Source organism: Photobacterium sp. (assembly GCF_057456235.1).
Window position 1 is genome coordinate 488,834 of sequence record NZ_JBVCPH010000001.1, and the last position, 23,382, is coordinate 512,215.

Below are 23,382 nucleotides of genomic sequence, written 5' to 3' on the forward strand. Positions count from 1 at the left end.
CTCAACCTTATTTGTTGATAACCTTGCGGCCACGGTAGAAACCGTCAGCAGTCACATGGTGACGTAGGTGGGTTTCACCGCTTGCTGAATCTACCGATACAGCTGCAGTTGTTAGTGCATCGTGTGAACGACGCATACCACGTGCTGCACGTGATTTTTTGCTCTTTTGTACGGCCATTAACCCTACTCCTTAAATAAACGCTTAACTTCGATTTTTCAATACTGCAAACGGATTCGGACGCTCATCAGCAATGGGGATCTCACCAAAAGTCATGTTTCCGCTGGCTTTACAGTCAGCTTCATCATGCATAGCGACTTGAGGCAACTCTAGAATCAACTCATCTTCGATGATTTGAAGCAGATTGATCTCACCATTTTCGTCGACTTCAGCCGGCTCATAAGCTTCCGGAAACTCGTCTTCTTCCTCAGGTTTGAGGAGCGGACTATAACAGAATTCCACACTAAGAGTGTGATTGAACCCTTCCTGGCATCGCTGACAGGTCAACACCACTTCAACATCTGCACGACCGTGCAGAAATGCGAGGTGACGTCGGTCAAAGTCAAATGACAAGGTGACGTTTGCATCACTTACTACGCTCTGAGTGGATTCAGCCAGACGTGTCAGTAACTCGGCTTTGATGATGCCATCAAAATCAAGCATTTTCTGAGCAGCGCGGACCGGATCGACCGTTAGCGGCAATTTTACCTTTTGCATAGGGCGCGAATATTAGCCTTCTAATTTGTTTGAGTCAAAGGAAATGTGTACGAATTAACAGCTTTTAGCCATTTCATCTGCCTGCCTTAAACACGTCGAGGTTTAAGATCCACCTTCCCATCGGTTGAACGGTTATTTACCAGTGACTCAACCACTTGCTTCCTTTATCTGAAGCGGATAAATAACCGACAAATACAGTTCAAAAATCACTCGGCACGGTAGCCGTAGCGCTATTTGTACCCAGTTGCATCACAGCTTTTCTAAACCCTGATCCTATCTTTCTCTCTCTGGAGCAATACCAGCGTATGAGTGCCCTGCTCTGATCACAAAGACCGTGACAAGATCACGGATAAAGTGAAAAACTCGCATCTCTTATCTGGGCTGGTTAGACTATTGTGACCATCCACTAATCAGATACCACCATGACTCAACCTTTGCTACTTGCATCAACCTCCCCATTCAGAAAAGCGCTACTGGAAAAATTCCAGTATCCATTCGAAACCACCAGCCCGGAGATCGATGAAAGTGCGCTTGACGGAGAATCTGCAGAAGATCTGGTTAAAAGATTAGCAGAGCAAAAAGCGAAAGCCTGTGAAAACAATTTTCCCGATCATCTAATTATTGGCTCAGATCAGGTCTGTGTCATCAACGATCGTATTATTGGTAAACCCCACACCGTTGAAAACGCATGCCAGCAGCTCAAAGCCGCTAGCGGACAAACGGTCACCTTCTACACCGGTTTATGTCTGTATAATGCCAAAACAAAACAAAGCGACATACTTTGTGAACCTTTCCATGTTCACTTCAGAGAGCTGTCTGAACAAGAAATTCGGCACTATGTCGAGCGTGAGATGCCATTAAACTGCGCCGGCAGCTTTAAGAGTGAAGGGTTAGGTATCGCGCTATTTAGCAAGCTCGATGGCCGTGACCCTAACACCCTCGTCGGCTTACCATTGATCGCACTGCGTGAACAGCTTGCCAAACAAGGCGTTGATATCCTATAGCGGCAAGTAATGAGAGACGAGTAACCTATCTATGAGCTTACAGATCTCGTTACTCGTCTCTCAACTACTGCTGACGCAATTTTTCAATGGCTCGATTTAACGTCGTATCCATAGGGGCACTGATATCGACCAGTTCTTCCGTCTGCGGGTGCGTAAACTTAATATTCGCCGCATGCAGAAACAGGCGCCCCAGGCCAACTTTTTTCGTATAAGCATCAAAACGCGGATCACCATAGCGGTCATCCCAGGCTATAGGGTGGCCGGCATACTGGCAATGAACTCGAATTTGATGCGTGCGTCCGGTGACCGGGCTAGCCTGTACTAACGTCGCCTGCTCAAAGCGCTCTAATACTTTAAACCGAGTATCGGACGCTTTACCGTTAGGATTAACGCGGACAATACTGTTCACTTCATTTTTCAATAAAGGTGCGGTTACCTTTTTGCAGCTGGCTTTCCATTCACCCATCACCAATGCGAAATAATACTTCTGCACCGTTTTATTGCGGAACTGCTCTTGCAGCCTGCGCAACGCCGAACGTTTTTTGGCGATCAGTAAGATGCCAGAGGTATCACGGTCGATGCGGTGAACCAGTTCCAGGAACCTAGCATCCGGGCGCAATGCACGCAGCGCTTCAATGGCACCGAACTTTAGCCCGCTACCACCATGAACAGCCGTTCCGGAGGGTTTGTTCAGGATCAGCATATGATCATCTTCATAGATGATACATGATTCCAGTTCAGCCACTTTGGTCAGCTTGGTACTGACAGGTGCTTGATTTTCCGGCTCCGGCACAAAAACCGGCGGTACTCGAACCAGATCACCGTCTTGTAACTTATATTCAGGTTTTATGCGTTTTTTGTTTACTCGCACCTCACCTTTGCGCACAATGCGATAAATCATACTTTTTGGAACGTTTTTAAGCCGAGCGCGGAGAAAGTTATCGATCCGCTGGCCAGCAAAGTCATCGGATATCTCGATGAATTGCACTTTTGGTTTATCTTCTTTCATAGGTTTTGATTGTATCATGCATGCAAAGCAGATTGCCGCAAAAAAGTCACCCTGCTATCATTGCGTACAGAGTAGGGAAATATGCCTACTTTAATAACAAGGTGAGCAAAAGCCCACCTGAATGACTATTTCTTATGCAGCTCTAGTGATATACGCAGCACACGGCGTAAGACGTTATGGTCGCTAGAGCCATTATTAGCGTGTCAGATTATAGATTTTTTATTGGTGTGATAGATACAACCGCGTCGATGCGGTGATACCAGCGATATATTTCAGATCTAACCATCTCGATACCGTTGGATGATAAGTGTTGCCAGAAGCACTCCTGAATTTCCAGCCGTGAGGCTGCACTCGTACATAAGACTTGGAGTCCGGCACCACCGATAAAGTATTTTTAATTAGCTCGCTAAAACAACGACAATAAAACGAGTACAATATAATGAAAAGAATGTTGATTAACGCGACTCAGAAGGAAGAGTTGCGCGTCGCATTAGTTGATGGGCAGAAGCTTTTCGATCTTGATATCGAAAGCCCTGGCCACGAATCTAAAAAAGCAAATATTTATAAAGGCCGTATCACCCGCATCGAACCAAGCCTGGAAGCTGCGTTTGTTGACTATGGTGCTGAACGTCACGGTTTTCTTCCTCTTAAAGAGGTTGCTCGCGATTACTTCCCAGCTAACTACTCTTATCAGGGCCGTCCTAACATCAAGGAAGTGCTGAAAGAAGGTCAGGAAGTTATCGTTCAGGTAGACAAAGAAGAACGTGGCAATAAGGGCGCGGCTCTCACTACGTTTATCTCATTGGCCGGAAGTTATCTTGTTCTGATGCCGAATAACCCTCGTGCAGGCGGTATTTCTCGTCGTATCGAAGGTGAAGAGCGTACCCAACTTAAAGCGGCACTCAGTACGCTGGAACTGCCAAATGGTATGGGCTTAATCGTTCGTACTGCGGGTGTGGGCAAATCGGGTGAAGAGCTTGAGTGGGACCTGAATGTTCTGCTTAATCACTGGAGTGCTGTTAAAGAAGCCGCAGCCTCAAACCCTGCACCTTTCCTGATCCATCAGGAAAGTAATGTCATTGCTCGTGCAATTCGCGATTACCTACGTCGTGATATCGGTGAAATTCTTATCGATAGCCCGAAAATCTTCGATCGTGCACGTGATCACATTAAGCTTATTCGTCCTGATTTCCTCTCTCGAGTAAAACAGTACGAAGGTGAAGTACCGCTATTTAGCCACTACCAGATTGAAAGCCAGATTGAATCTGCGTTCCAGCGTAATGTTCATCTGCCATCTGGCGGCTCCATTGTTATCGATCCGACAGAAGCTTTAACATCTATCGATATCAACTCAGCGCGTGCGACTAAAGGCAGTGATATTGAAGAAACTGCACTGCAAACCAACCTTGAAGCCGCAGATGAAATTGCGCGTCAACTTCGTTTGCGTGATTTAGGCGGCCTTGTTGTTATCGACTTTATCGATATGACGCCGGTTCGTAATCAGCGTGAAGTTGAGAATCGTCTGCGTGAAGCAGTACGTATGGACCGTGCACGCGTGCAAATTGGTCGCATTTCTCGCTTCGGTCTGCTTGAAATGTCACGCCAGCGTTTAAGCCCGTCACTGGCTGAAGCAAGCCACCATGTGTGTCCACGCTGTACCGGTACCGGTGTTGTGCGTGATAACGAATCACTGTCATTGTCTATCCTTCGCCTGATCGAAGAAGAGGCGCTGAAAGACAACAGTGCGCAGGTTTTGGCCATTGTTCCGGTAGCCGTTGCTTCATACCTGTTGAACGAAAAACGTCGATCGGTCCAACATATTGAGAAGTATCACAAAGTTCGTGTTGTGATCGTACCTAATTCGGATATGGAAACACCTCACTTTGAAGTGATGCGTGTACGCGAAGGGGATGAGAAAGATACACTTTCTTACCACATTCCGAAAATTATCGATGAACTGAAAGAAGCTGAAGCAGCAGAATCGCCACAGCAAGAGCGTATTGCTAAAAAGCGCGAAGAGCCTGTACTGCAAGGGTTTGCTGCTCCCAAAAAACCTGCGCCAATGGCTAAAAAGCCTCAAGCACCGGCTAAAGTTGAAATTGAAACAGAGCAGAAACCAGGCCTGTTCAGTCGCCTTTTCTCTGCATTAACTGATCTTTTCTCTGGTCAGGCTGAAGCGGAGCCAGAGAAGAACGCAACAGAAGAAAAAGACGACCGTAGCCGCCGCGATGGCCAGCGCGATGGCCGCCGCGATGGCCGCCGTGATAACCGCCGTGATAGCCGCCGCGATAGCCGCCGTGATGGCGATGATTCACGTAAGAATCGTAACCGTCAGGAAGCTGACGGGGAGCAACGTCAACAACGTCGTCGCCAGGAAAAACCGAAGCAAGATCAGCAACCGCAAGCGGAGAAACCAACGAAGCAACGTCCTCCGCGTGAGGAAGCGAAGCGTCAGCCACGTAAAGACGAAACAAAACCTCAGAAGCCGCGTCATCAGGAAGAACAACAAGTTAAAGTTGAAAAGCCTGTCCTCGACGAGCCACGTGTTACTGAGCAGGAAAAAGTCGCGACAGTGAAACAACGCCGTCAGCGTCGTCAGCTGCGTAAAAAAGTACGCATCACAAATGATGTCGACAATGCACCAGTACAAACCCCGGCCACTCAGCCAGAAATTGTGGAAGAGAATACAGTCGCTTCTCCTTTGCAAGAAATGGGCACGGCTGTTGCCAAAGAAGCATTAGCTCAAGATGTTCAGGTTGATAACGACCAGCAAGAACAGAACAACGAGCAGGAAGGTGGTCAGCGCCGTAATCGACGTTCTCCGCGTCATCTACGTGCCAGCGGTCAACGCCGTCGTCGTATGCGTGATACCAAAGTTGAAAAAACCGACCTTGTTGATCAGGCCGTTACTGATGCTGTAGGCCATGCTGTTGAAGAAGCTTCAGATACATTAAACAACTTGGAACACGTTGTTTCAATTGTTGAAAAGCCAAAATCATCCCGCCCTGTTTCAGGTGTCGCCTCACCGGAAATGGCAATGGGTAAAGTTTGGTCTCGTGCAGCTAAACCTGTTGTTGAAGCCGTTCAACCAACAGCTGACGTTGCTGAAGCAGCACCTCTTACTGAGGCACCGGTTGTTGAAACCGCACCAGTTGCTGAAGCTGTAACCGCTGAAATCGTTGATACGAAAGAAACGGTTCATACAACTTTAGGTGGCGTTGCAATGCCTGAGCTGGCAATGGGTAAAGCGTTCCCGCTTCGTCCTGCTGCCAAGACGCAGGTTACAGACGCGAACACAATGGAAGCTAAAGCAACCGCAGAGCCGGTCGCTGAAAGCGTTCAACCAGCGATCTCTGCGGCGCCTGTTGCCGAAGAGAAAGAGGCTGAATCTGCAGAGCCTGTTGTTGCAACCAAGGCCCCTGCCGCTGAAGCTCCGGTTGTAAAACCTGTAACAGTGAAAGCTACGCAGGCAGCTGTAACATCAACAGCCCCTCGTGGACGCCATACCACATCTCCGATGGTTAAAGCGCCGGCACCTGCAGAAAGTGGGGAGTCGACAGTTGTTGCCTCTGCTCCTCTGCGCGAAGTACGATCTAAAATTCGTCAGGCTGGCAGTAAAACGGCCACGAGTACAGCGACGGCACCGATGACGAAGCCTTCGCAAGACTAAGTAGCATAAACCGAAAAAGCCATGCTTAATGCATGGCTTTTTTTTCCCTTAAATTCAGCGACGCTGATAATCATCATTTTTCACCCTTAATCCAATTCACATCAAACTTTGATGCTAATTTTGACATTTCTGTAAACTAATTTAGTATGAAAGTTGAACCAAATCACATATTTCTGTAGGATTCGCGTCTTTCAATGCTCAGTAATACCAACCGTATTAAATAACTGAACATTCAGCGCAGTTACTTAATGTGATTGATCTCATCAACCCGACTGATATAAAACTTATTATAATGTTTGAATTTCCTCAATTTTCACACCACTCTATAAAAAATGACATACTCTCGGGTTTGACCGTTGCGTTAGCCCTGATCCCTGAAGCCGTTGCCTTTGCCTTTGTGGCAGGTGTTGACCCAATGGTTGGCCTGTATGCCGCTTTCATTGTCGGTATCATCACAGCTATTTTAGGTGGTCGCCCAGGTATGATTTCTGGTGCAACAGGCGCTATGGCTGTTGTAATGGTCAGCCTCGTCGCTGAACATGGTGTTCAGTACCTGTTTGCCGCCGTTATGCTGGCGGGCCTGTTTCAAATTCTTGCTGGCGTTTTCAAACTCGGTAAATTCATCCGCATGGTGCCACACCCTGTGATGATCGGCTTTGTTAACGGTCTTGCCATCGTTATATTCCTTGCTCAATTGGGCCAGTTCAAAGTACCTGATGCAACAGGTGCACTCGAGTGGATGCAGGGCTCTCAGCTGTACATCATGTTAGGGCTTGTTGCCCTGACAATGTTCATCATCCATTTTTTGCCAAAGCTCACCACAGCAGTACCTTCTTCCCTTGTGGCCATTATTACCGTTACTGTGCTTGTAAACGTTCTTGGGCTTGATTCCCGTACCGTTATCGACTTCGTTCGGGCGATGAGCGGTGATGTTAATGCCACCCTGGCTGGCACACTGCCAAGCTTTGCATTACCGGAAGTCGGTTTCAATATGGAAACCCTGCGTATTATCCTTCCTTATTCATTAATCCTTGCTGCTGTGGGTTTAATTGAATCGCTACTGACTCTGACCGTTATTGATGAAATGACAGGAACTCGCGGCAAGGGTAACCGTGAATGTGTCGGTCAGGGTGTTGCCAATGTGACCTGTTCAGTCTTCGGCGCCATGGGTGGTTGTGCGATGATTGGACAGTCTATGATCAACATTAACTCTGGTGGTCGCGGTCGTCTGTCTGGCATCTCTGGTGCGGTTGGCTTGTTGTGTTTCATTCTTTTCGGTTCGGCGCTGATTGAGATGATCCCGCTGGCAGCACTGGTTGGTGTTATGTTCATGGTCGTGATCGGTACCTTTGAGTGGGCAAGCTTTAAGATGGCCCGTAAAGTACCGAAGCATGACTTCTTCACGATCATTCTGGTAACTTGTGTCACTGTTGCCGCCGACCTTGCCGCTGCGGTTATCGTGGGTGTTATCTATTCTGCACTGGTCTTCGCATGGGATCACGCTAAGCATGTTTACGCGGCTACGCATACTGACGAGAAAGGCACTAAGATCTACGAAGTAAATGGACCGATTTTCTTTGGTTCGGTGTCTCACTTCCAAGAACTGTTCGACGCGAAAAATGACCCTAAAGCTGTCATCATTGATTTTGCTAAATCGCGCGTCGCTGATCATTCCGCGATTGAAGCCATTGATACCATCGCTGAACGTTATGCCAGCCAGGGTAAAACATTGCATATCCGTCATTTAAGCCCAGAGTGCCGTAGCTTACTGAAAAAAGCCGGTAATCTGGTTGAAGTGAATATGCTGGAAGATCCAACCTATAAAGTTGCAACAGATACCTTAGGCGGTTAATACCCTGCCGGTTTGGTTTCAAGCTGACAACATAGAAACGCCCGCGATTGCGGGCGTTTCTATATTCAGGAAGAATCGGTTATTAAAGCCCTCCTGTATCCATTCGGTTAACCCTTCTGCCACTTTTTTAATGTAACTGCTAGCAAGCTGATTATTACGAATATTTTCATTGCTTTGTGCCCTTCTCTCCCGCAAAATTTCTCTCGCAGTACCACCTATACCTGCCCAAGGAGAGCGGTTCCATGTTTACCATCACCCGACCAGACACCATGCTTTCAGCACAGATCCAGGATAAAATTGACAATAAAACCAAGCCATTAGGTTCTCTAGGGCAGTTAGAAACCGTTGCGATGCAGCTAGCGCTCATTCAGCAGACTGAAACAATTTCGGTCGACCAGCCTCACCTGCTGGTTTTTGCTGGCGATCATGGAATTGCCCGGCATGGCCTGAGCATCGCGCCAAGCGAAGTCACGGGACAGATGGTCGCTAACTTTCTTGCCGGAGGTGCAGCCATCAACTGCTTCTGCCGAACCAATAATATGGTATTAAAAGTCATTGATGCCGGAATTAAGGTTGAACCCGAAGATCATCACAACCTGATCAAACACCGTCTGGGCCATGGTACCGCTGATTTCAGCCAGCAACCTGCAATGCCCGTCGATACTGCACTGCAAGGCATACAGTACGGTGCAGATGTCGTTGATGCACTTTATCAGCAAGGCTGTAATTTGGTTGGCTTTGGTGAGATGGGGATCGGCAATACCAGCAGTGCGTCGGCAATTATGGCAGCTTTGCTCTGTATTCCTGCCGATGAATGCGTCGGCCGCGGTACCGGGATCGATAATCAGCAGCTGCAGCGTAAAGTTGATCTGATCACTCAGGCTCTCGACCTGCACCAAGACCGCTTTAATGATCCGTTGCATATACTTGCAAGCATCGGTGGATTCGAAATTGCTCAAATTGTCGGCGGTATGTTGAAAGCGGCCGAAAATAAAATGGTGGTACTCGTCGATGGATTTATTTCAACCGCTGCGGCAATGATTGCTGTCAGTATGCATCCCGAAGCGAACGCTTATTTCATTTACTGTCATTGCTCTGAAGAGTCTGGCCACCAGCGTATGCTGCAGCACCTTGAAGCGACCCCACTATTAAACCTGGGGCTACGCCTGGGCGAGGGAACCGGTGCAGCCCTGGCACTGCCAATTATCGAATCAGCCTGTACTTTCTATAACGAAATGGCCAGCTTCACCGATGCAGGAGTCACGGTGTGAGCCAGCAAAACACTGAACAGCACGCGCCATCAGAACAAGAACAGACGGCCATGCCACCGGCACGAAACGAAGCAACGGGCTGGCAGCGACAATGGCAGATATTCCTTGTTTCGCTGGCCTTTTTTACCCGGCTCCCGATTCCGGCAGATACGCCCTACTCAACTCAGCACCTCAATCAGGCCAATCGCTATTTTGGTGCTGTAGGTATTATTATTGGTTTGATCAGTGCGGCGGTTTACTTACTCGCCATCCTCATTTGGCCACCGGAACTCGCCCTTGCCCTCGCAATGGTGACCAGCATCCTGACTACCGGGGCTTTTCATGAGGATGGACTCGCCGATGTTTTTGATGGTTTTGGCGGTGGCTGGACGGTTGAATGCAAGCTCGACATCATGAAAGATTCACGCTTGGGAACCTATGGGGCTGCTTCGTTAGTCATGATGCTCGGGTGTAAATGGGTGAGCCTGTCTGCACTGGCACGTATTGATCCAGCCTTGCCGGCAATCCTGTTGATCGTCATGCACAGCATAAGCCGTATTTGCGCTGCCAGCCTGATTTTTTCATATCCATATGTCAGGGCCGATCAGCAAAGTAAAGTTAAGCCACTGGCTAATCAGCAAAGCCAGCAGGATCTATGGATTTTACTCGGTACTGGCCTGGTTATGTTACTGTTACTGCCAATTGACGCAGCGATTACCTTAACGCTTGTTATGGTCGCAATACGCTATCTGTGTGGTAAATGGTTTCAGCAACAATTGGGCGGCTATACCGGTGATTGTCTGGGTGCCGCGCAGCAAATTGCCGAACTATCAGGGTATATGGCCTTGTTAGCCCTGTTTTCATCATCATATTGATAATTAAATTCGACATAAAAACAAAGGAAGACCCATGGTTGACGAAACCACTAAAGACGAACGCTATAAGGCGCGCCAACAGAAAGTAAAAGATCAAGTGGATGCGCGTGTTGAAGCCGCTCAGATAGAAAAAGGGATTTTTCTGATCATTACAGGTAATGGCAAAGGAAAATCAACCTCCGGTTTCGGCACCGTTGCCCGTGCTGTTGGCCATGGCCTTAAGTGTGGCGTCGGCCAGTTCATAAAAGGCACCTGGGATTGCGGTGAACGTCAATTACTGGAACAGCACGGCGTTGATTTCTCGGTAATGGCAACCGGTTTCACCTGGGATACACAAAACAAAGAAACCGATATAGCCGCAGCACAGGCGACCTGGGGCGAATGTAAGAAGATGCTGGCCGATGACAGCTATGATGTCGTACTGCTTGATGAAATGACATACATGGTCACGTATGGTTATGTTGAGCTGGATGAAGTCATTGAAGCAATCAGTCACCGCCCTAAGATGCAGTCTGTCATTATTACAGGCCGCGCGGCGCACCGTTCGTTAATCGATATGGCAGATACCGTCTCTGAAGTCAGAAACATTAAGCATGCTTTTGAAAGCGGGATTAAAGCCCGTAAAGGTATCGACTGGTAAGTGCTTACAACACCCTGCGGCTGTGCAAGCCCACTGCCGCAGGGTTTGCTATTCGCTTTACGTTATAAGTAATTATTCCAATAAGCCGTAATAACACGGTCAGGCGTTATGCCCGGAGAGTTTATGCCATCACATTTACCTAAAGCCTTCAGCTCTCGTTTTCTGAAATTGTTTCATGTTCTTGAAGCTATTTTATTAGTCGCTATCACTCTGGCAACCCTGTTTGCCATGATCAATGAATTCATTCATGTGCTCGTTAACCGTAATATTCAGCTGACAGATATCTTGCTGATGTTTATTTATCTTGAAGTATTGGCCATGGTGCAGCAATTCGTTGTTAACGGTAAAATTCCCGTTCGCTATCCTATCTATATCGCAATAATGGCGATAGCACGGTATATCACACTGGGAATGAAAGACTTGGACGGCATTTTGGTCGTCTGGCTGGCATTGGCCGCGTTTATCCTTGCCGCCGCCACACTGCTGATCCGTATCGGCCACCATTACTGGCCTTACGAGATAGTGACCGATCCGAGCAAAAATCAGCCTGAAGATTAATCCAGCCAAGTCAATGCAGACAAACAGGCATAAAAAAGGGAGCTGAACGCTCCCTTCTCCTATGAATGAGTATTTATCGTTTCCGTGCACTCTTTTACATGGCATAAGTCTGCATTAATGTCCTGGTTACCCAATAAGCGCAGCCATAACGCAGGTAAATGCTTTGGTCTGACGCGAGCCGCATCAAGTTGTTCAGGTACCAGTGCTTGCCATTGTTGATCTGCCCCCAGCTTAGCAAAGACAAAACGAAATGGCAGGTAGTCTACCATCCCTAAGCGAAGATCGGTTGCCGTCAGCGTATTATCGATTTGACGATACTTCACAAACTGCCGGGTAAACTTTTCCAGCATCACAAGATGATCCGGTTTATCTGCTAGCGGCCACTGTCCACGTTCCTTGGAGATAAAATCAATTGCCGTGTTGTCATCCAGCAATGAGGTCAGTCCTTCCCAATAAGTATCACCATCAAGCACAACAACCCGCCATAACACCGTATTGAAAGGGGTCGGCGCAATAAATATTGGCTTATTTTCCAATGGGGTATCTTTGACGTCTGCAGCAATTCTGGACTCAACAAGATTGAGAGCAACGACTGACCAAACCAGATAAAGCGTGGAAATGGTCAGGCCTATTCCGCATAACCTTGCCATTTTTTCACGCCACAGCAAACTGGCTGAAAGCATCACCAGTAACGGCACGGTATAAAGCGGATCGATGATGAAGATACTCGATATCGCCACGCTGACATCCAGTGGCCAGAACAACTGCGTACCATAGGACGTGAACCCATCCAGTACGGGATGGGTCAGCAGACACGCCGTGACAAGCAGCCATAACCGTGGAAACGTCAATCGCGTTGCCATATAACGCTGCCAGCCCCATGCAAGTATGCTGGCAAAGGGCAGCAGAACCAACAGAGAGTGGCTGAAGCCACGGTGTTTCACCATATCAGAGACCGGATCACCATAACCAATAAAGACATCCAGATCGGGCAAAGTGCCGAGAGTAGCCCCAGCCAGTAACACCTTAGGCGTACATTTTTTTCCTGCAACCACGGCAGCAACCGTGGCGCCTAGCGCAGCCTGAGTAACCGAATCCACATCAACTCCTTTAATCCCCTTTGGATAGGGCCAATCGGCACAATTATCCCAAAGGGTAAAACATTCATAAGCTTTCTTAACCCTGCCACACATAATAGCGACAAAAAAGTTAAGAGAAAGTAAAAATGTGTAACGAGTCGCAGTTCATACGGTTTGATTTGGTTAGCGTAAGAAAGGCAACATCCATTCACTTTCACCAAAGGAAGATGTGATGCCAACAAAAGTCTCGGAATACATGACCCGCAAAGTAATTACTATTTCCCCTGAAGCCGGCCTGCGTGAGGCTTTCTTTCTGATGCGCGATAAAGCCATTCGCCATCTGCCGGTCATCGGTGCTGACGGTGAGCTGAGGGGGATTATCAGTGACCGAGAATTACGCCGACCGGGCTGGGTTGATGAGTCACCTGATATTGGCCATGACTATGCACTGACAGACGATCTGCATGTGGGTGACGTGATGATTAAAAATGTAATTCATGTCCGGACTTACGATACCTTAACCAAGGCTGTCGGCACGATACTGAATCACCACATTGGGGCGGCTCCGGTGTTAGATAAAACCGGGCAGCTGGTAGGAATGTTATCTGCCGTTGATCTGTTATTAGCATTCCAGGACACTTTGGTGTCACAAAAAATCAATAAGAAGCGAAAATCGGCCGCCTAATTCCGATAAGGATAATGGGCATACAGATTTATCAGAAAAAAGAAAGGCTTGCCCTATTGTGGCAAGCCTTTTCGTTTCGTCGTTCGGTAAAATAAAGCGATTAGTTAAATAAGCCTTTCAGCAATTTATCCGCTGCATCCTTAATTTTGTCATCCTTGGCTTTATCGCCAAGCAACTTCTCCAGACCACGATCCAGTTCTTTTTTAGCTTTCTCTTCCAACTCATTGTTCTGTTTGAGCAACTGTTTCAGGTTAAGCGAAAAGGTCGGCTGCTTCCAGTCACCTCTAACATCAATTGGAACGGTTAAATCCGCAACCTCATCAATCTCTTTCCCGCCCTGACCTTTGCTGGTCGCGACCACAGAGGTGTTAATGGTAAAGTTAATCGCTTCACTCATCAGGTTGGTCTTGCCCTTGCCATCAATCCGAAGCAACGGTGATGCAAGATACAGGTTATTGGTTGAGGCCTCCCCCTTGCCTAACTTAACGGTGGCTGTTAACGCAGAGAAGTCGGTCTTCTTGTCTTCTTTCACGTATTCCGCCTTTCGCCCTTTAAGGGTTGCTTTGGCTTCACGGATCATTTGCGGAATATTGACTCCGTAAACAGCACCATCGGCAAAGTTAATGTCTATCGTACCCGATGTATTCTGACGTATCCGTTTTTCCGCAAGCCCTGCACCCGATAACGTAACATCGATATTCCCGGTACCTGCCAGGGTATCGTTTTGTACAATGTCGACCAGCATTGGCTGAACCTGCACGCCCCTGATCTGCTTGGTTACCTGGTACTTGGGTAGCTTGCCATTGGCATCGATCGTTGCCTGCGCATTCACTGAGCCACCATATAAATTGGCGTCAAAGCGGTTAAGCGTAAGTATCCCTTTTTTAACTTTCACATCAATCTGCACGTTAGAGACTCTGGCATTGGCGGCTTTCAATTTGCCAATATTCATCGTACCCGCCAGATCCAGTGTTTTCAGTACCGACAGATCCGGCTCGATATCCGATACCGGGACCGCTTCATCCGATTGCGAACCAGGCTGAGAGGGTGCAACCTGCTTGCCATCCTCTGCCGAAGGCTTACCTGAAGGTGCTTGCTTCAGGCCAAGGAAGGCATCCAAATCGATGTTGTCACTGTTTACGGCAAATCGTACAGCCGGAACATCGGCATTCTGGAATGATCCCTTGCCCTTCATCGTAATTTCGTCGATAGCGGTTTCAAAACGACTCAGCGTTGCCAGACCTTTGGCCACATCATAGCTGGCATCTGCATTGAGCTTGACGGTCATCTCCGGACGGGGAAGCGTATTACCTTTCAGTTTGGCCGCCAATGTGAGTTGTTCCAGCTCGGCAACATTAAAATCTTTGCTGAGTTTAAGCCGTGTCTGACCATTGGCATCAAAACCAAGATCTGGCACCTGCCCTTTGGTGTTGTAGGAAATAGTCGACCACTCTCCCACTTTAAACTTATCAACGCCTAGCTCAAATACCTCAATATCATTCACAGGATCCTTCGCGGTTGCAGATAAGGTTAATGCTTTCAGCTCGCCATCTTTGAAACCCGGCAGAATAAGCAGCCCCGTTTCACCTTTGGCCGTAAAGCTCAGCTCGCCATTGTTACCGGTGACATCAAAATTAGCACTGGTCCATTCGCCCGGGGCGAAATGAGCCAAACTGACGTTCAAGCGGCTGACTTCCGTTATGGTGCCCGCTTTATCATCCCGAACGATTGCACTGGCATTAACCAGCTCCATACCCGCTAAGCTGACTGACCACGGCTGACTGCTTTCAGGTCCAACGGGCTCAGGCTCAGCTTCTGCAGGTGTGGACGGTGTAGCCGGCTCACTCACTTCACCTTGCTGCTCACCCAAGCCATCTAAGTTACTCACACCATCCGCACGTGTCTGGATAAAAACACGCGCATCATAAAGACTGATATTGCCAATATCTAGACGCTGCGAGAATAATGGCATGACTGAAACAGATAGCTCTGCATTGCCCAGTTTCACCAAATTCGGTTCGGCAAAACCGTCAGGATTTCTAAATTCGGTCTCCCCCAGGTTAAATCCGATACTCGGAAAGAAACGCCAGCTAATGTCACCCGTAATAACCAAATCTCGCCCCGTCGCCTTCTTAACTTGTTCGCTTAGCAAGGGCTTGAACTGGTTAGGATCCACCAGCGCGAGTAAAGCACCAATACCCACGACAACGATGAGTACGATGGCCAGTAAAATATAAAGTAGCTTTTTCATTGTATCCTCTGTGTGATCCGTTCTTCCTGATTCGATGAGGTAAATCATATCAAGCTGGTAAATTAATCCGTCAGGCAATCTAGCCAATTGCCGTTTATGACAGCGATAACCATTGTTAGTTTCCTACAAACACTCACCGCTCATAATTCGCACGTAAAATAAAAATGCTTTTACATCAAAGACAAGAAAGAAAGTATATACCCAAACCACCGAAGATGCAGAGTTCAGCGAGAATTCATTAACATGGTTGGGGTTAGCGATGAGTAAAGTAAAAAAAAGACAGCCGTATAGGCTGCCCATTTAAATAGTCATGTTATCCGTATTTATTCATGATGGCTTAAAAAACGGATATAAAAAAGGCTGACAACGTCAGCCTTAATAAGCAATTTTATGATTTAAGAAGCCTGGCAATATGCGCTTTCAACACGTCGATCGCGATACGGTTTTTACCGCCTCGTGGAACAATGATGTCAGCATATTGTTTCGATGGCTCAATAAACTGCATAAACATAGGACGTACGGTCTTTTGATACTGCACAAGTACCGATTCCATGGTACGGCCACGTTCAGCAACATCACGCTGCAGGCGACGCAGCAAACAAATATCTAATGGCGTATCCATAAATATACTTGCGTGCATAATTTCACGTAAACGCGGATCGGTCAGCAACAGAATACCTTCCAGAATGATCACCTTCTTCGGTGTCATTGAGGTCGTTTCATCCGTGCGGGTATGTTCGCTGTAGCTATACTGAGGTACTTCTACGGCTTTACCTTCGATCAGCTGTTGCAGATGATCACACAGAAGGTTGTGATCAAGAGCATTCGGGTGATCGTAATTCGTTTTAACCCGCTCATCCATGCTCAGGTGGCTTTGGTCGTTGTAGTAACAATCTTCCGTGATTACACCGATCTGATGATCGCCTACTTTTTCTTTTAATTCTTTATAAACAGTACTGGCAATCAGACTTTTACCGGACGCAGAAGCGCCTGCGATACCGATAATTACGCATTGGTGTGAGTTTTCAGACATATCAAAGAGCACCTGTAAGACAACGTGGCTAGGTGAAAAATTAAACGGCCTGATTATAGGGATTCACAGCGTCAGATACCAGCAAAAATGAGACACCTGACACATTAGATTGGAAATCCTTCACAGATTTTCACGCAAAACGTTACATTGTACGAATAGTAATCTGCTCTGCAACCACTGTACCTTGCCAAAATAATCGACTGGCAACCGCTCCGGCCAGATCAATATAGGCGGCGGCTTGCTCGGAATCAGGCGAGGCTGCAACGGTTGGCTTCCCACGGTCAATATCTTCACGAATTTTGATATGCAACGGCAGTTGGGCCAATAACGGTACCGAATATTCCTTCGCCATTCGCTCTGCGCCACCGGTGCCAAAAATAGGTTCATGATGGCCGCAGTTGCTGCAGATGTGGTAACTCATGTTCTCCACTATCCCGATGACGGGCACCTCGACTTTATTAAACATACTGATGCCTTTAATCGCATCTGCCAGCGCTAAGTCTTGCGGCGTCGTAATAACAATCGCACCGGTCACCGGGATCTGCTGAGCCAGCGTCAATTGAATATCGCCGGTACCCGGAGGCATATCAATCACCAAATAGTCGAGATCGGGCCACCAGGTTTCAGTCAGAATTTGGGTCAGTGCTTTTGAAGCCATCGGGCCACGCCAGATCGTCGCACTCTCCGCGGGAACCAGATAACCAACAGAGTTTGTAAACAAACCGCATGATTCAATCGGCATCATCATCTTGCCGTCAGGCGATTGCGGTTTTTGATCAACCGTTCCCAACATCATCGGGACAGATGGGCCGTAAATATCAGCATCGAGCAGCCCGACTTTTGCGCCTTGCTGTTTCAGGCCGAGTGCCAGATTAACAGCAGTGGTTGATTTACCGACCCCCCCCTTGGCTGAGCTGACAACGATAATGTTCTTTACCCCTTTCAGCGGGGCTTTATCACCGCTCGATAGCGGGGCGACATGACATTGCACAGTGAAGGCCATATTGGCAGCAACATGATGTAATTGTTGCTGGGTGATAATCCAGTGTTCTAACAGCTCAGCCACCGTTGCGGCCGCAAAAGGCAAACTAATGGTGACCAATCCCTGGGCCGAAACCGACACCACATTCGGCGTTTCAGCCCATGCGTGATGCAGCCAGGGGTGCTCAAAATGGTTCAGCCATAGGCAGATGTCTGCAACATTTTCAAATCGGATCATTGAGTCGTTACCCATAATGTATAGCGCTCCGTTATTATTATTCCGGGTTTATACCCAAGTTACCTCAAGATGCTCGTTTCAGCGAGAATTTCCAGGTGCTAAGGTCAGGCGCTGATTTGCAGATATAGCGCTCTACATTAAAAATCAGCAACGCAACATTAGTACCTGGAAAACTCGCCCTTCGGGAGTGATCCAGCCAGTTTACTTCTGTGTCAAATGCACTCGAAAGGACCAGCCATTCCTTCGCACATTTTCCTTGAAGTAAACTGGCTGGCATCACTCTGAATCCTGCATCTTGAGGTAACTTGGGTATAGCGTATCACCAAACCCTAAATATCGCTGCTATTGAGGTCGAATAACGCTGTCAGACCCTAGGCAATAGCGTGCCCTTCAGGTAATATTTGTAGCTTAAAATCTTTTTACCCATCATGAGCGAAATAAGTAATTATGGCTGCAAATCCAAGAAAAATTCTGGTGACCTGCGCCCTGCCGTACGCTAACGGTTCTATCCACTTAGGTCACATGCTTGAACATGTACAAGCGGATATTTGGGTGCGCTATCAGCGCCTTCGCGGCAACGAAGTTCATTTCATTTGTGCTGACGATGCACACGGTACTCCAATCATGCTTAAGGCCCAGCAGATGGGTATGGAACCTGAGCAGATGATTGCGGAAGTGAGCAAAGAACACCAAGCGGACTTTGCTGGCTTTGATATTAGCTTTGATAACTACCACAGCACCCATTCAGATGAAAACCGTGAGCTGGCATCATTTGTATATACTCAGCTTAAAGATAATGGCTTTATTACTAGCCGCACGATTTCTCAGCTGTTTGATCCTGAGAAAGAAATGTTTCTGCCCGACCGTTTCGTAAAAGGCACTTGCCCGAAATGTAAAGCTGAAGACCAATACGGCGATAACTGTGACAACTGTGGTGAAACTTACAGCCCGACCGATCTGATTGATCCTAAGTCTGCCGTTTCTGGCGCAACGCCGATCATGAAAGATTCGGAACATTTCTTCTTCGACCTGCCTCAGTTCGAAGGGATGCTGAAAGCGTGGACCAAGTCAGGCGCGCTTCAAACCGAAACCTCAAACAAAATGCAAGAGTGGTTTGAGTCTGGTCTGCAACAGTGGGATATCTCCCGTGATGCACCTTACTTCGGTTTCGAAATTCCAGGTGAAACCGGCAAATACTTCTATGTATGGCTAGATGCACCGATCGGCTACATGGGCTCGTTCAAGAACCTATGCGACAAACGCGATGACCTGGACTTTGATGAGTTCTGGAACAAAGACAGTTCTACCGAACTATATCACTTCATCGGTAAAGACATTGTTTACTTCCACAGCCTGTTCTGGCCTGCGATGCTTGATGGCGCGGGTTTACGTAAACCAAACAATGTCTTTGTGCATGGTTATGTCACCGTAAACGGCGCGAAAATGTCGAAGTCTAAAGGTACCTTTATTAAAGCGGGTACTTACCTTCAGCATCTGGATCCGGAATGTCTTCGTTACTACTACGCGGCAAAGCTAAATAGCCGTATTGATGATCTGGATCTTAATCTTGACGACTTTACCCAGCGCGTAAACAGCGATGTGGTCAACAAGATTGTTAACCTGGCATCTCGTAATGCCGGCTTCATTGCTAAGCGTTTTGACGGCAAGCTGTCTGAAAGCTTCGCCGAGCCAGAACTGTATGCCGAGTTTGTTGCAGCGGCTGATCGCATTGCTGAACTGTACGAATCGCGCGAGTACAGCCGCGCTATCCGTGAAATTACCGCGCTTGCTGATAAAGCCAACCAGTACGTTGATGAGAAAGCCCCATGGGTTGTTGCGAAACAAGAAGGTAAAGATCAAGAGCTACAAGAAATCTGCTCTGTCGGTATTAACCTGTTCCGCGTTCTTATGACTTACCTGAAACCGGTTATGCCTCTGCTGGCAGAGCGTACTGAAGCATTCCTGAATGAGACGTTAACTTGGGAGGGTATTGCTAAGCCTCTCACTGATCATGAAGTGACTAAGTTCAAGGCGCTATTCAACCGTATCGATCCTAAACATGTAGAAGCCATGCTCGAAGCATCTAAAGAGGATGCGGCAGCAGAAAAAGCAGCAAAAGAAGCCGCAGAAAAACCGACCGGCCCTCTTATTGACGAACCTATTGAAGCTGAAATCGAGTTTGATGACTTCGCCAAAGTGGATATGCGTATCGCGAAAATCGTTTCTTGTGAAGAAGTGCCTAAAGCAAACAAACTGCTGAAGTTCCAATTGGATATCGGTGGTGAAATGCGTCAGGTTTTCTCCGGTATCAAATCAGCCTACACGCCAGAAGAGTTAGTGGGTAAGCATACTGTCATGGTAGCGAACCTTAAACCTCGTAAAATGAAGTTTGGTATGTCTGAAGGCATGATCCTGGCTGCTGGCCCGGGTGGTAAAGACCTGTGGATCCTTGAGCCACACGAAGGCGCCCAGCCTGGTATGCGTGTGATGTAATCATTAACATCACTAATCGAAAAAGGAGCTGAGGCTCCTTTTTTATTCTTTACACTATTTAATGTTTCTTTTAGCCCCCTCCCACACTTTAAGTCTAAGCATAAATATTCATATCAGTGCCTCTATGCGCCGTACTCTGAATTGCAGCGGCGTTACCTGAAACGTCCCTGACTGGTGAAATAGTTAACCAAATCATTACGTTTAGTGCTGAAAAACACGCTGTAGAATAAAGACTTGCTGTTTATAGTTGTTAATGAAAATTTTGATCGAGCCAATAACATGGCTTGTAATTCGAAATTCCGCGAGCAACATCCTAAAATATCAACGCAACAACATCATATTTGGTTAAATATCAAACCGCAGGTTAAAGCTTGGTTAAATTTAATGTTTTCAGAACGCTATTCCGCTATAAAAAGTGTGATCTGAAACATACCTTTGCATTTTGAGCCATCTTTTACTTCGCTTTAACACCCAAACTACTGCTAATGTGCTCCGCTCTCTGATGAATGATTTACAGAGTGAATAATTATAAGGAGTGTTCTATTCATGAAGACACAGAAGAAAAAAATGTCGCTTACCGGCCGTGTCATTCTCGGTATGGTGTTGGGCATCTTGACAGGATTTGTCATTCGTTCCCTTTTTGCTGAAACCTCTTTTGTCTTTGAATACATTGTCAATGGCCTGTTCGACGTTGGTGGTAAAATATTTATTGCAAGCTTGAAAATGCTTGTTGTGCCACTCGTCTTTGTTTCTCTGGTATGTGGTACCAGTTCACTCAATGATATCAAGACCCTGGGTCGACTTGGGGGTAAAACGCTGGCTTTTTACCTGGCAACGACCGCGCTTGCTATCACACTCGCCCTTGCCATGGGTACAATTTTCCAGCCAGGTACAGGTGCTGACTTAACCGCAGCAAGCAGTTTTGCTTCAAAAGAAGCGCCGTCACTGGGTGATGTCATCATTGGCATGTTCCCGACAAACCCAATCAACGCGATGGCTCAGGGTAATACCCTTCAGATCATTGTCTTTGCTATTCTGTTCGGTATTGCTATCAGTGCAGCAGGCAAGCCGGGTGAACGCATCTCTGCCATGTTTACAGACTTAAATGAAGTGATCATGAAGCTGGTGGCGCTATTAATGAACATCGCCCCGTTCGGCGTCTTCTTCCTGATGGCAAAATTGTTCACCAGCTTAGGCCTGGATGCGATTTTTAACTTATTTGAATACTTCCTGGTACTCACAGCAACACTACTGATCCATGGTCTGGTTACTTATACTTCAATGCTGAAGATCTTCACAGGTCTAAGCCCTAAGATATTTTTGAAGAAAATGGAAGACGCTATTATGTTTGCGTTCTCTACCGCCTCTTCAAATGCGACCATTCCGGTAACCATGGAGACAGCGACCAAGCGCTTAGGTGTTAGCAACAAGATTGCTTCATTTACAGTGCCGCTAGGTGCAACGATTAACATGGATGGTACCGCCATCATGCAAGGTGTGGCGACGGTCTTTATTGCACAGGCCTTTAACATTGACCTGACCATGAGTGACTATCTGGCAGTGATTATGACGGCCACTCTTGCATCGATTGGTACTGCGGGTGTTCCGGGTGTTGGTCTGATCATGCTTGCAATGGTACTGAACCAAGTGGGTCTCCCAATTGAAGGCATTGCGCTGATTATGGGTGTTGACCGTCTGCTGGATATGATCCGTACCGCCGTGAATATCACGGGTGATAGCGTGGTAACATGTATCGTGGCTAAATCTGAAAATGAAATGGACATCAAACACTTCAACGATCCGAGAGCGGGCGAGAAAGACGAAGAGTTTCACCTTCATCCAATCACAAAACATAGTTAATTACTGACTCAAGCAGACAGCGATTACTCTATTTAAAAAGGCTCTTCGGAGCCTTTTTTATACCTGCAGATCCAGCAGTCCGTTTGCACCAATCTGGGTCAATACTCCCCAAAATCGCACACCCCATCACCTCCCCCTCAACAATAAACAGTTAACCCTCTGTTTTAAATAGCACTAATTCAAACGGTTCTTATCTTTTCTTCGGCACAGATATTGCAGAATCAATATATCCAGAAGTTTGAATATCTGTCAGGAGGGATTATGTGGATAATATTACTACTTGCGATTTCTTTGATCGCGACCAGTTTTTTGGTCTGGCAGTCAAAGCAAACAAATGATCTCTTACAGACACGATTTGACCAGGTAATTGGATTACGCCAGCTAATTTACCTATTACGCTTTCACCGCCGGCAATCTCATCAGTGTCTGTCGCAGATCCATTCCCCCGCACAGAAAGAACTGAATGAAGCCAAAGCAATTAGAGCCCTGCTACAAACCTTAGTTAACCGGGCTGAGCATACGCATAAGCCGATGCACCGAATTTTGCGCCAGCGTATTAACAGCCTGCTGAATGAATGGTTTCACTTCTCGGTAAGGCGTAATCAAGCGATTCATGGCAAAGCTATACGCCATGTTCTGTATCTTATTGATGATATTATTACCCAAAGTTTACTGGCTGCCGGCAAAGAACAATTGTTCAACCAGTATCAGGCGTTTTGGCCCATCACGCTCAATGCTATCGATAGCCTAAGTCGCTTTCGCCACACCATCGAAAACTACAATGTTGATAATTCCGGTTCAAAACAAGAACTCAAACTCCATATTAAGATGGTTCAGCGTCGGTTAGGGCAATTATCAGTGCTCATGCGCCAGACTCCCCCAGCCTTTATGCTTGACGAATTGCAGGCCGATTTTGATCAGATCAATCTAGACTCCGAAGATGTGATGATGACTAAACAATCACTCTATCAGTTGTCCTTAAGAATATCTGACACCATTTTTATTCTGTTTGATGTGATGTTAAGGGATATTGCCAATGATATTTCAGTCCGTTTCCCGGCGATTAATCTCAATGACGCAAATATTATTCCACTGGACATTAAGTCAGACAAGCAAGCTGGACATAAGAGTAAGAAGAGCCGGATAGTGGTGACGGGGGTTAAATAATCAATAAAAAACCCAGCCGAAG

Annotated in this window: 18 protein-coding genes; 11 read left to right on the forward strand and 7 right to left on the reverse strand. The window is 47.1% G+C overall.

Annotation, left to right across the window (positions count from 1 at the left end):
- Nucleotides 1–7: 7 nt before the first annotated feature.
- Both rpmF and yceD read right to left on the reverse strand, forming a co-directional pair.
- A complete protein-coding gene (rpmF, locus tag AC2204_RS02155) occupies nt 8–178 on the reverse strand; it encodes a 50S ribosomal protein L32 (RefSeq protein WP_006231206.1) in 171 nt (56 codons plus the stop codon).
- Nucleotides 179–202: 24 nt separating this feature from the next.
- Entirely contained in the window at nt 203–715 is a 513-nt protein-coding gene (yceD, locus tag AC2204_RS02160) for a 23S rRNA accumulation protein YceD (protein ID WP_318923756.1), read from the reverse strand.
- Between the two features lie 422 nt (nt 716–1,137).
- On the opposite strand from yceD, the gene AC2204_RS02165 reads away from it, so the two are divergent.
- Nucleotides 1,138–1,719, forward strand: coding sequence for a Maf family protein (locus AC2204_RS02165; RefSeq protein ID WP_318923758.1), 582 nt, complete (start codon nt 1,138–1,140; stop codon nt 1,717–1,719).
- A gap of 64 nt (nt 1,720–1,783) precedes the next feature.
- Here AC2204_RS02165 and rluC read toward each other — a convergent pair whose 3' ends face one another.
- Entirely contained in the window at nt 1,784–2,728 is a 945-nt protein-coding gene (gene rluC, locus AC2204_RS02170) for a 23S rRNA pseudouridine(955/2504/2580) synthase RluC (protein ID WP_318923760.1), read from the reverse strand.
- A 439-nt stretch (nt 2,729–3,167) separates the two neighbouring features.
- Between rluC and rne the strand changes: the two genes are divergently transcribed.
- From rne to AC2204_RS02200, 6 genes are all read left to right on the forward strand, one after another.
- Nucleotides 3,168–6,398: a ribonuclease E gene (gene rne, locus AC2204_RS02175; RefSeq protein ID WP_318923761.1), complete on the forward strand. Its 3,231-nt coding sequence runs from the start codon at nt 3,168–3,170 to the stop codon at nt 6,396–6,398.
- A gap of 292 nt (nt 6,399–6,690) precedes the next feature.
- A complete protein-coding gene (locus tag AC2204_RS02180; protein ID WP_318923763.1) occupies nt 6,691–8,250 on the forward strand; it encodes a SulP family inorganic anion transporter in 1,560 nt (519 codons plus the stop codon).
- Between the two features lie 242 nt (nt 8,251–8,492).
- Nucleotides 8,493–9,521, forward strand: coding sequence for a nicotinate-nucleotide--dimethylbenzimidazole phosphoribosyltransferase (gene cobT, locus AC2204_RS02185; protein ID WP_318923765.1), 1,029 nt, complete (start codon nt 8,493–8,495; stop codon nt 9,519–9,521).
- A 50-nt stretch (nt 9,522–9,571) separates the two neighbouring features.
- Nucleotides 9,572–10,375 (forward strand): adenosylcobinamide-GDP ribazoletransferase, encoded by an 804-nt coding sequence (locus AC2204_RS02190; RefSeq protein WP_318923936.1) that lies wholly within the window; start codon nt 9,572–9,574, stop codon nt 10,373–10,375.
- Nucleotides 10,376–10,409: 34 nt separating this feature from the next.
- On the forward strand, nt 10,410–11,015 hold the full coding sequence (cobO, locus tag AC2204_RS02195; protein WP_318923767.1) for a cob(I)yrinic acid a,c-diamide adenosyltransferase: 606 nt from the start codon (nt 10,410–10,412) through the stop codon (nt 11,013–11,015).
- Nucleotides 11,016–11,138: 123 nt separating this feature from the next.
- The gene (locus tag AC2204_RS02200) at nt 11,139–11,573 is read left to right on the forward strand and encodes a phosphate-starvation-inducible protein PsiE (protein ID WP_318923768.1); all 435 of its coding nucleotides are present in this window, start codon (nt 11,139–11,141) and stop codon (nt 11,571–11,573) included.
- A gap of 59 nt (nt 11,574–11,632) precedes the next feature.
- Here AC2204_RS02200 and AC2204_RS02205 read toward each other — a convergent pair whose 3' ends face one another.
- Nucleotides 11,633–12,673: a metal-dependent hydrolase gene (locus AC2204_RS02205; RefSeq protein ID WP_318923770.1), complete on the reverse strand. Its 1,041-nt coding sequence runs from the start codon at nt 12,671–12,673 to the stop codon at nt 11,633–11,635.
- Between the two features lie 211 nt (nt 12,674–12,884).
- Here AC2204_RS02205 and AC2204_RS02210 point away from each other — a divergent pair, with 211 nt between their 5' ends.
- Nucleotides 12,885–13,337, forward strand: a complete 453-nt coding sequence (locus AC2204_RS02210) for a CBS domain-containing protein (protein WP_318923771.1) — start codon at nt 12,885–12,887, stop codon at nt 13,335–13,337.
- A gap of 100 nt (nt 13,338–13,437) precedes the next feature.
- On the opposite strand, the gene AC2204_RS02215 is transcribed toward AC2204_RS02210, so the two are convergent.
- The 3 genes from AC2204_RS02215 to apbC all read right to left on the reverse strand — a co-directional run bounded on the left by AC2204_RS02215 (nt 13,438) and on the right by apbC (nt 17,855).
- Nucleotides 13,438–15,588 carry an AsmA family protein gene (locus AC2204_RS02215; protein WP_318923773.1) on the reverse strand — a complete coding sequence of 717 codons (2,151 nt, stop codon included), beginning with the start codon at nt 15,586–15,588 and terminating at the stop codon, nt 13,438–13,440.
- A gap of 388 nt (nt 15,589–15,976) precedes the next feature.
- Nucleotides 15,977–16,621 (reverse strand): uridine kinase, encoded by a 645-nt coding sequence (gene udk, locus AC2204_RS02220; RefSeq protein ID WP_318923775.1) that lies wholly within the window; start codon nt 16,619–16,621, stop codon nt 15,977–15,979.
- A gap of 142 nt (nt 16,622–16,763) precedes the next feature.
- Complete coding sequence (apbC, locus tag AC2204_RS02225) at nt 16,764–17,855, reverse strand: iron-sulfur cluster carrier protein ApbC (RefSeq protein WP_318923777.1); 1,092 nt, start codon at nt 17,853–17,855, stop codon at nt 16,764–16,766.
- 432 nt (nt 17,856–18,287) lie between these two features.
- On the opposite strand from apbC, the gene metG reads away from it, so the two are divergent.
- The 3 genes from metG (at nt 18,288) to AC2204_RS02240 (ending at nt 23,360) form a co-directional block, all read left to right on the forward strand.
- The gene (gene metG, locus AC2204_RS02230; protein WP_318923779.1) at nt 18,288–20,333 is read left to right on the forward strand and encodes a methionine--tRNA ligase; all 2,046 of its coding nucleotides are present in this window, start codon (nt 18,288–18,290) and stop codon (nt 20,331–20,333) included.
- Between the two features lie 546 nt (nt 20,334–20,879).
- Nucleotides 20,880–22,193: a dicarboxylate/amino acid:cation symporter gene (locus AC2204_RS02235; RefSeq protein WP_318923781.1), complete on the forward strand. Its 1,314-nt coding sequence runs from the start codon at nt 20,880–20,882 to the stop codon at nt 22,191–22,193.
- Between the two features lie 261 nt (nt 22,194–22,454).
- Nucleotides 22,455–23,360: a hypothetical protein gene (locus tag AC2204_RS02240; RefSeq protein ID WP_318923782.1), complete on the forward strand. Its 906-nt coding sequence runs from the start codon at nt 22,455–22,457 to the stop codon at nt 23,358–23,360.
- The last annotated feature ends 22 nt before the right edge of the window (nt 23,361–23,382 follow it).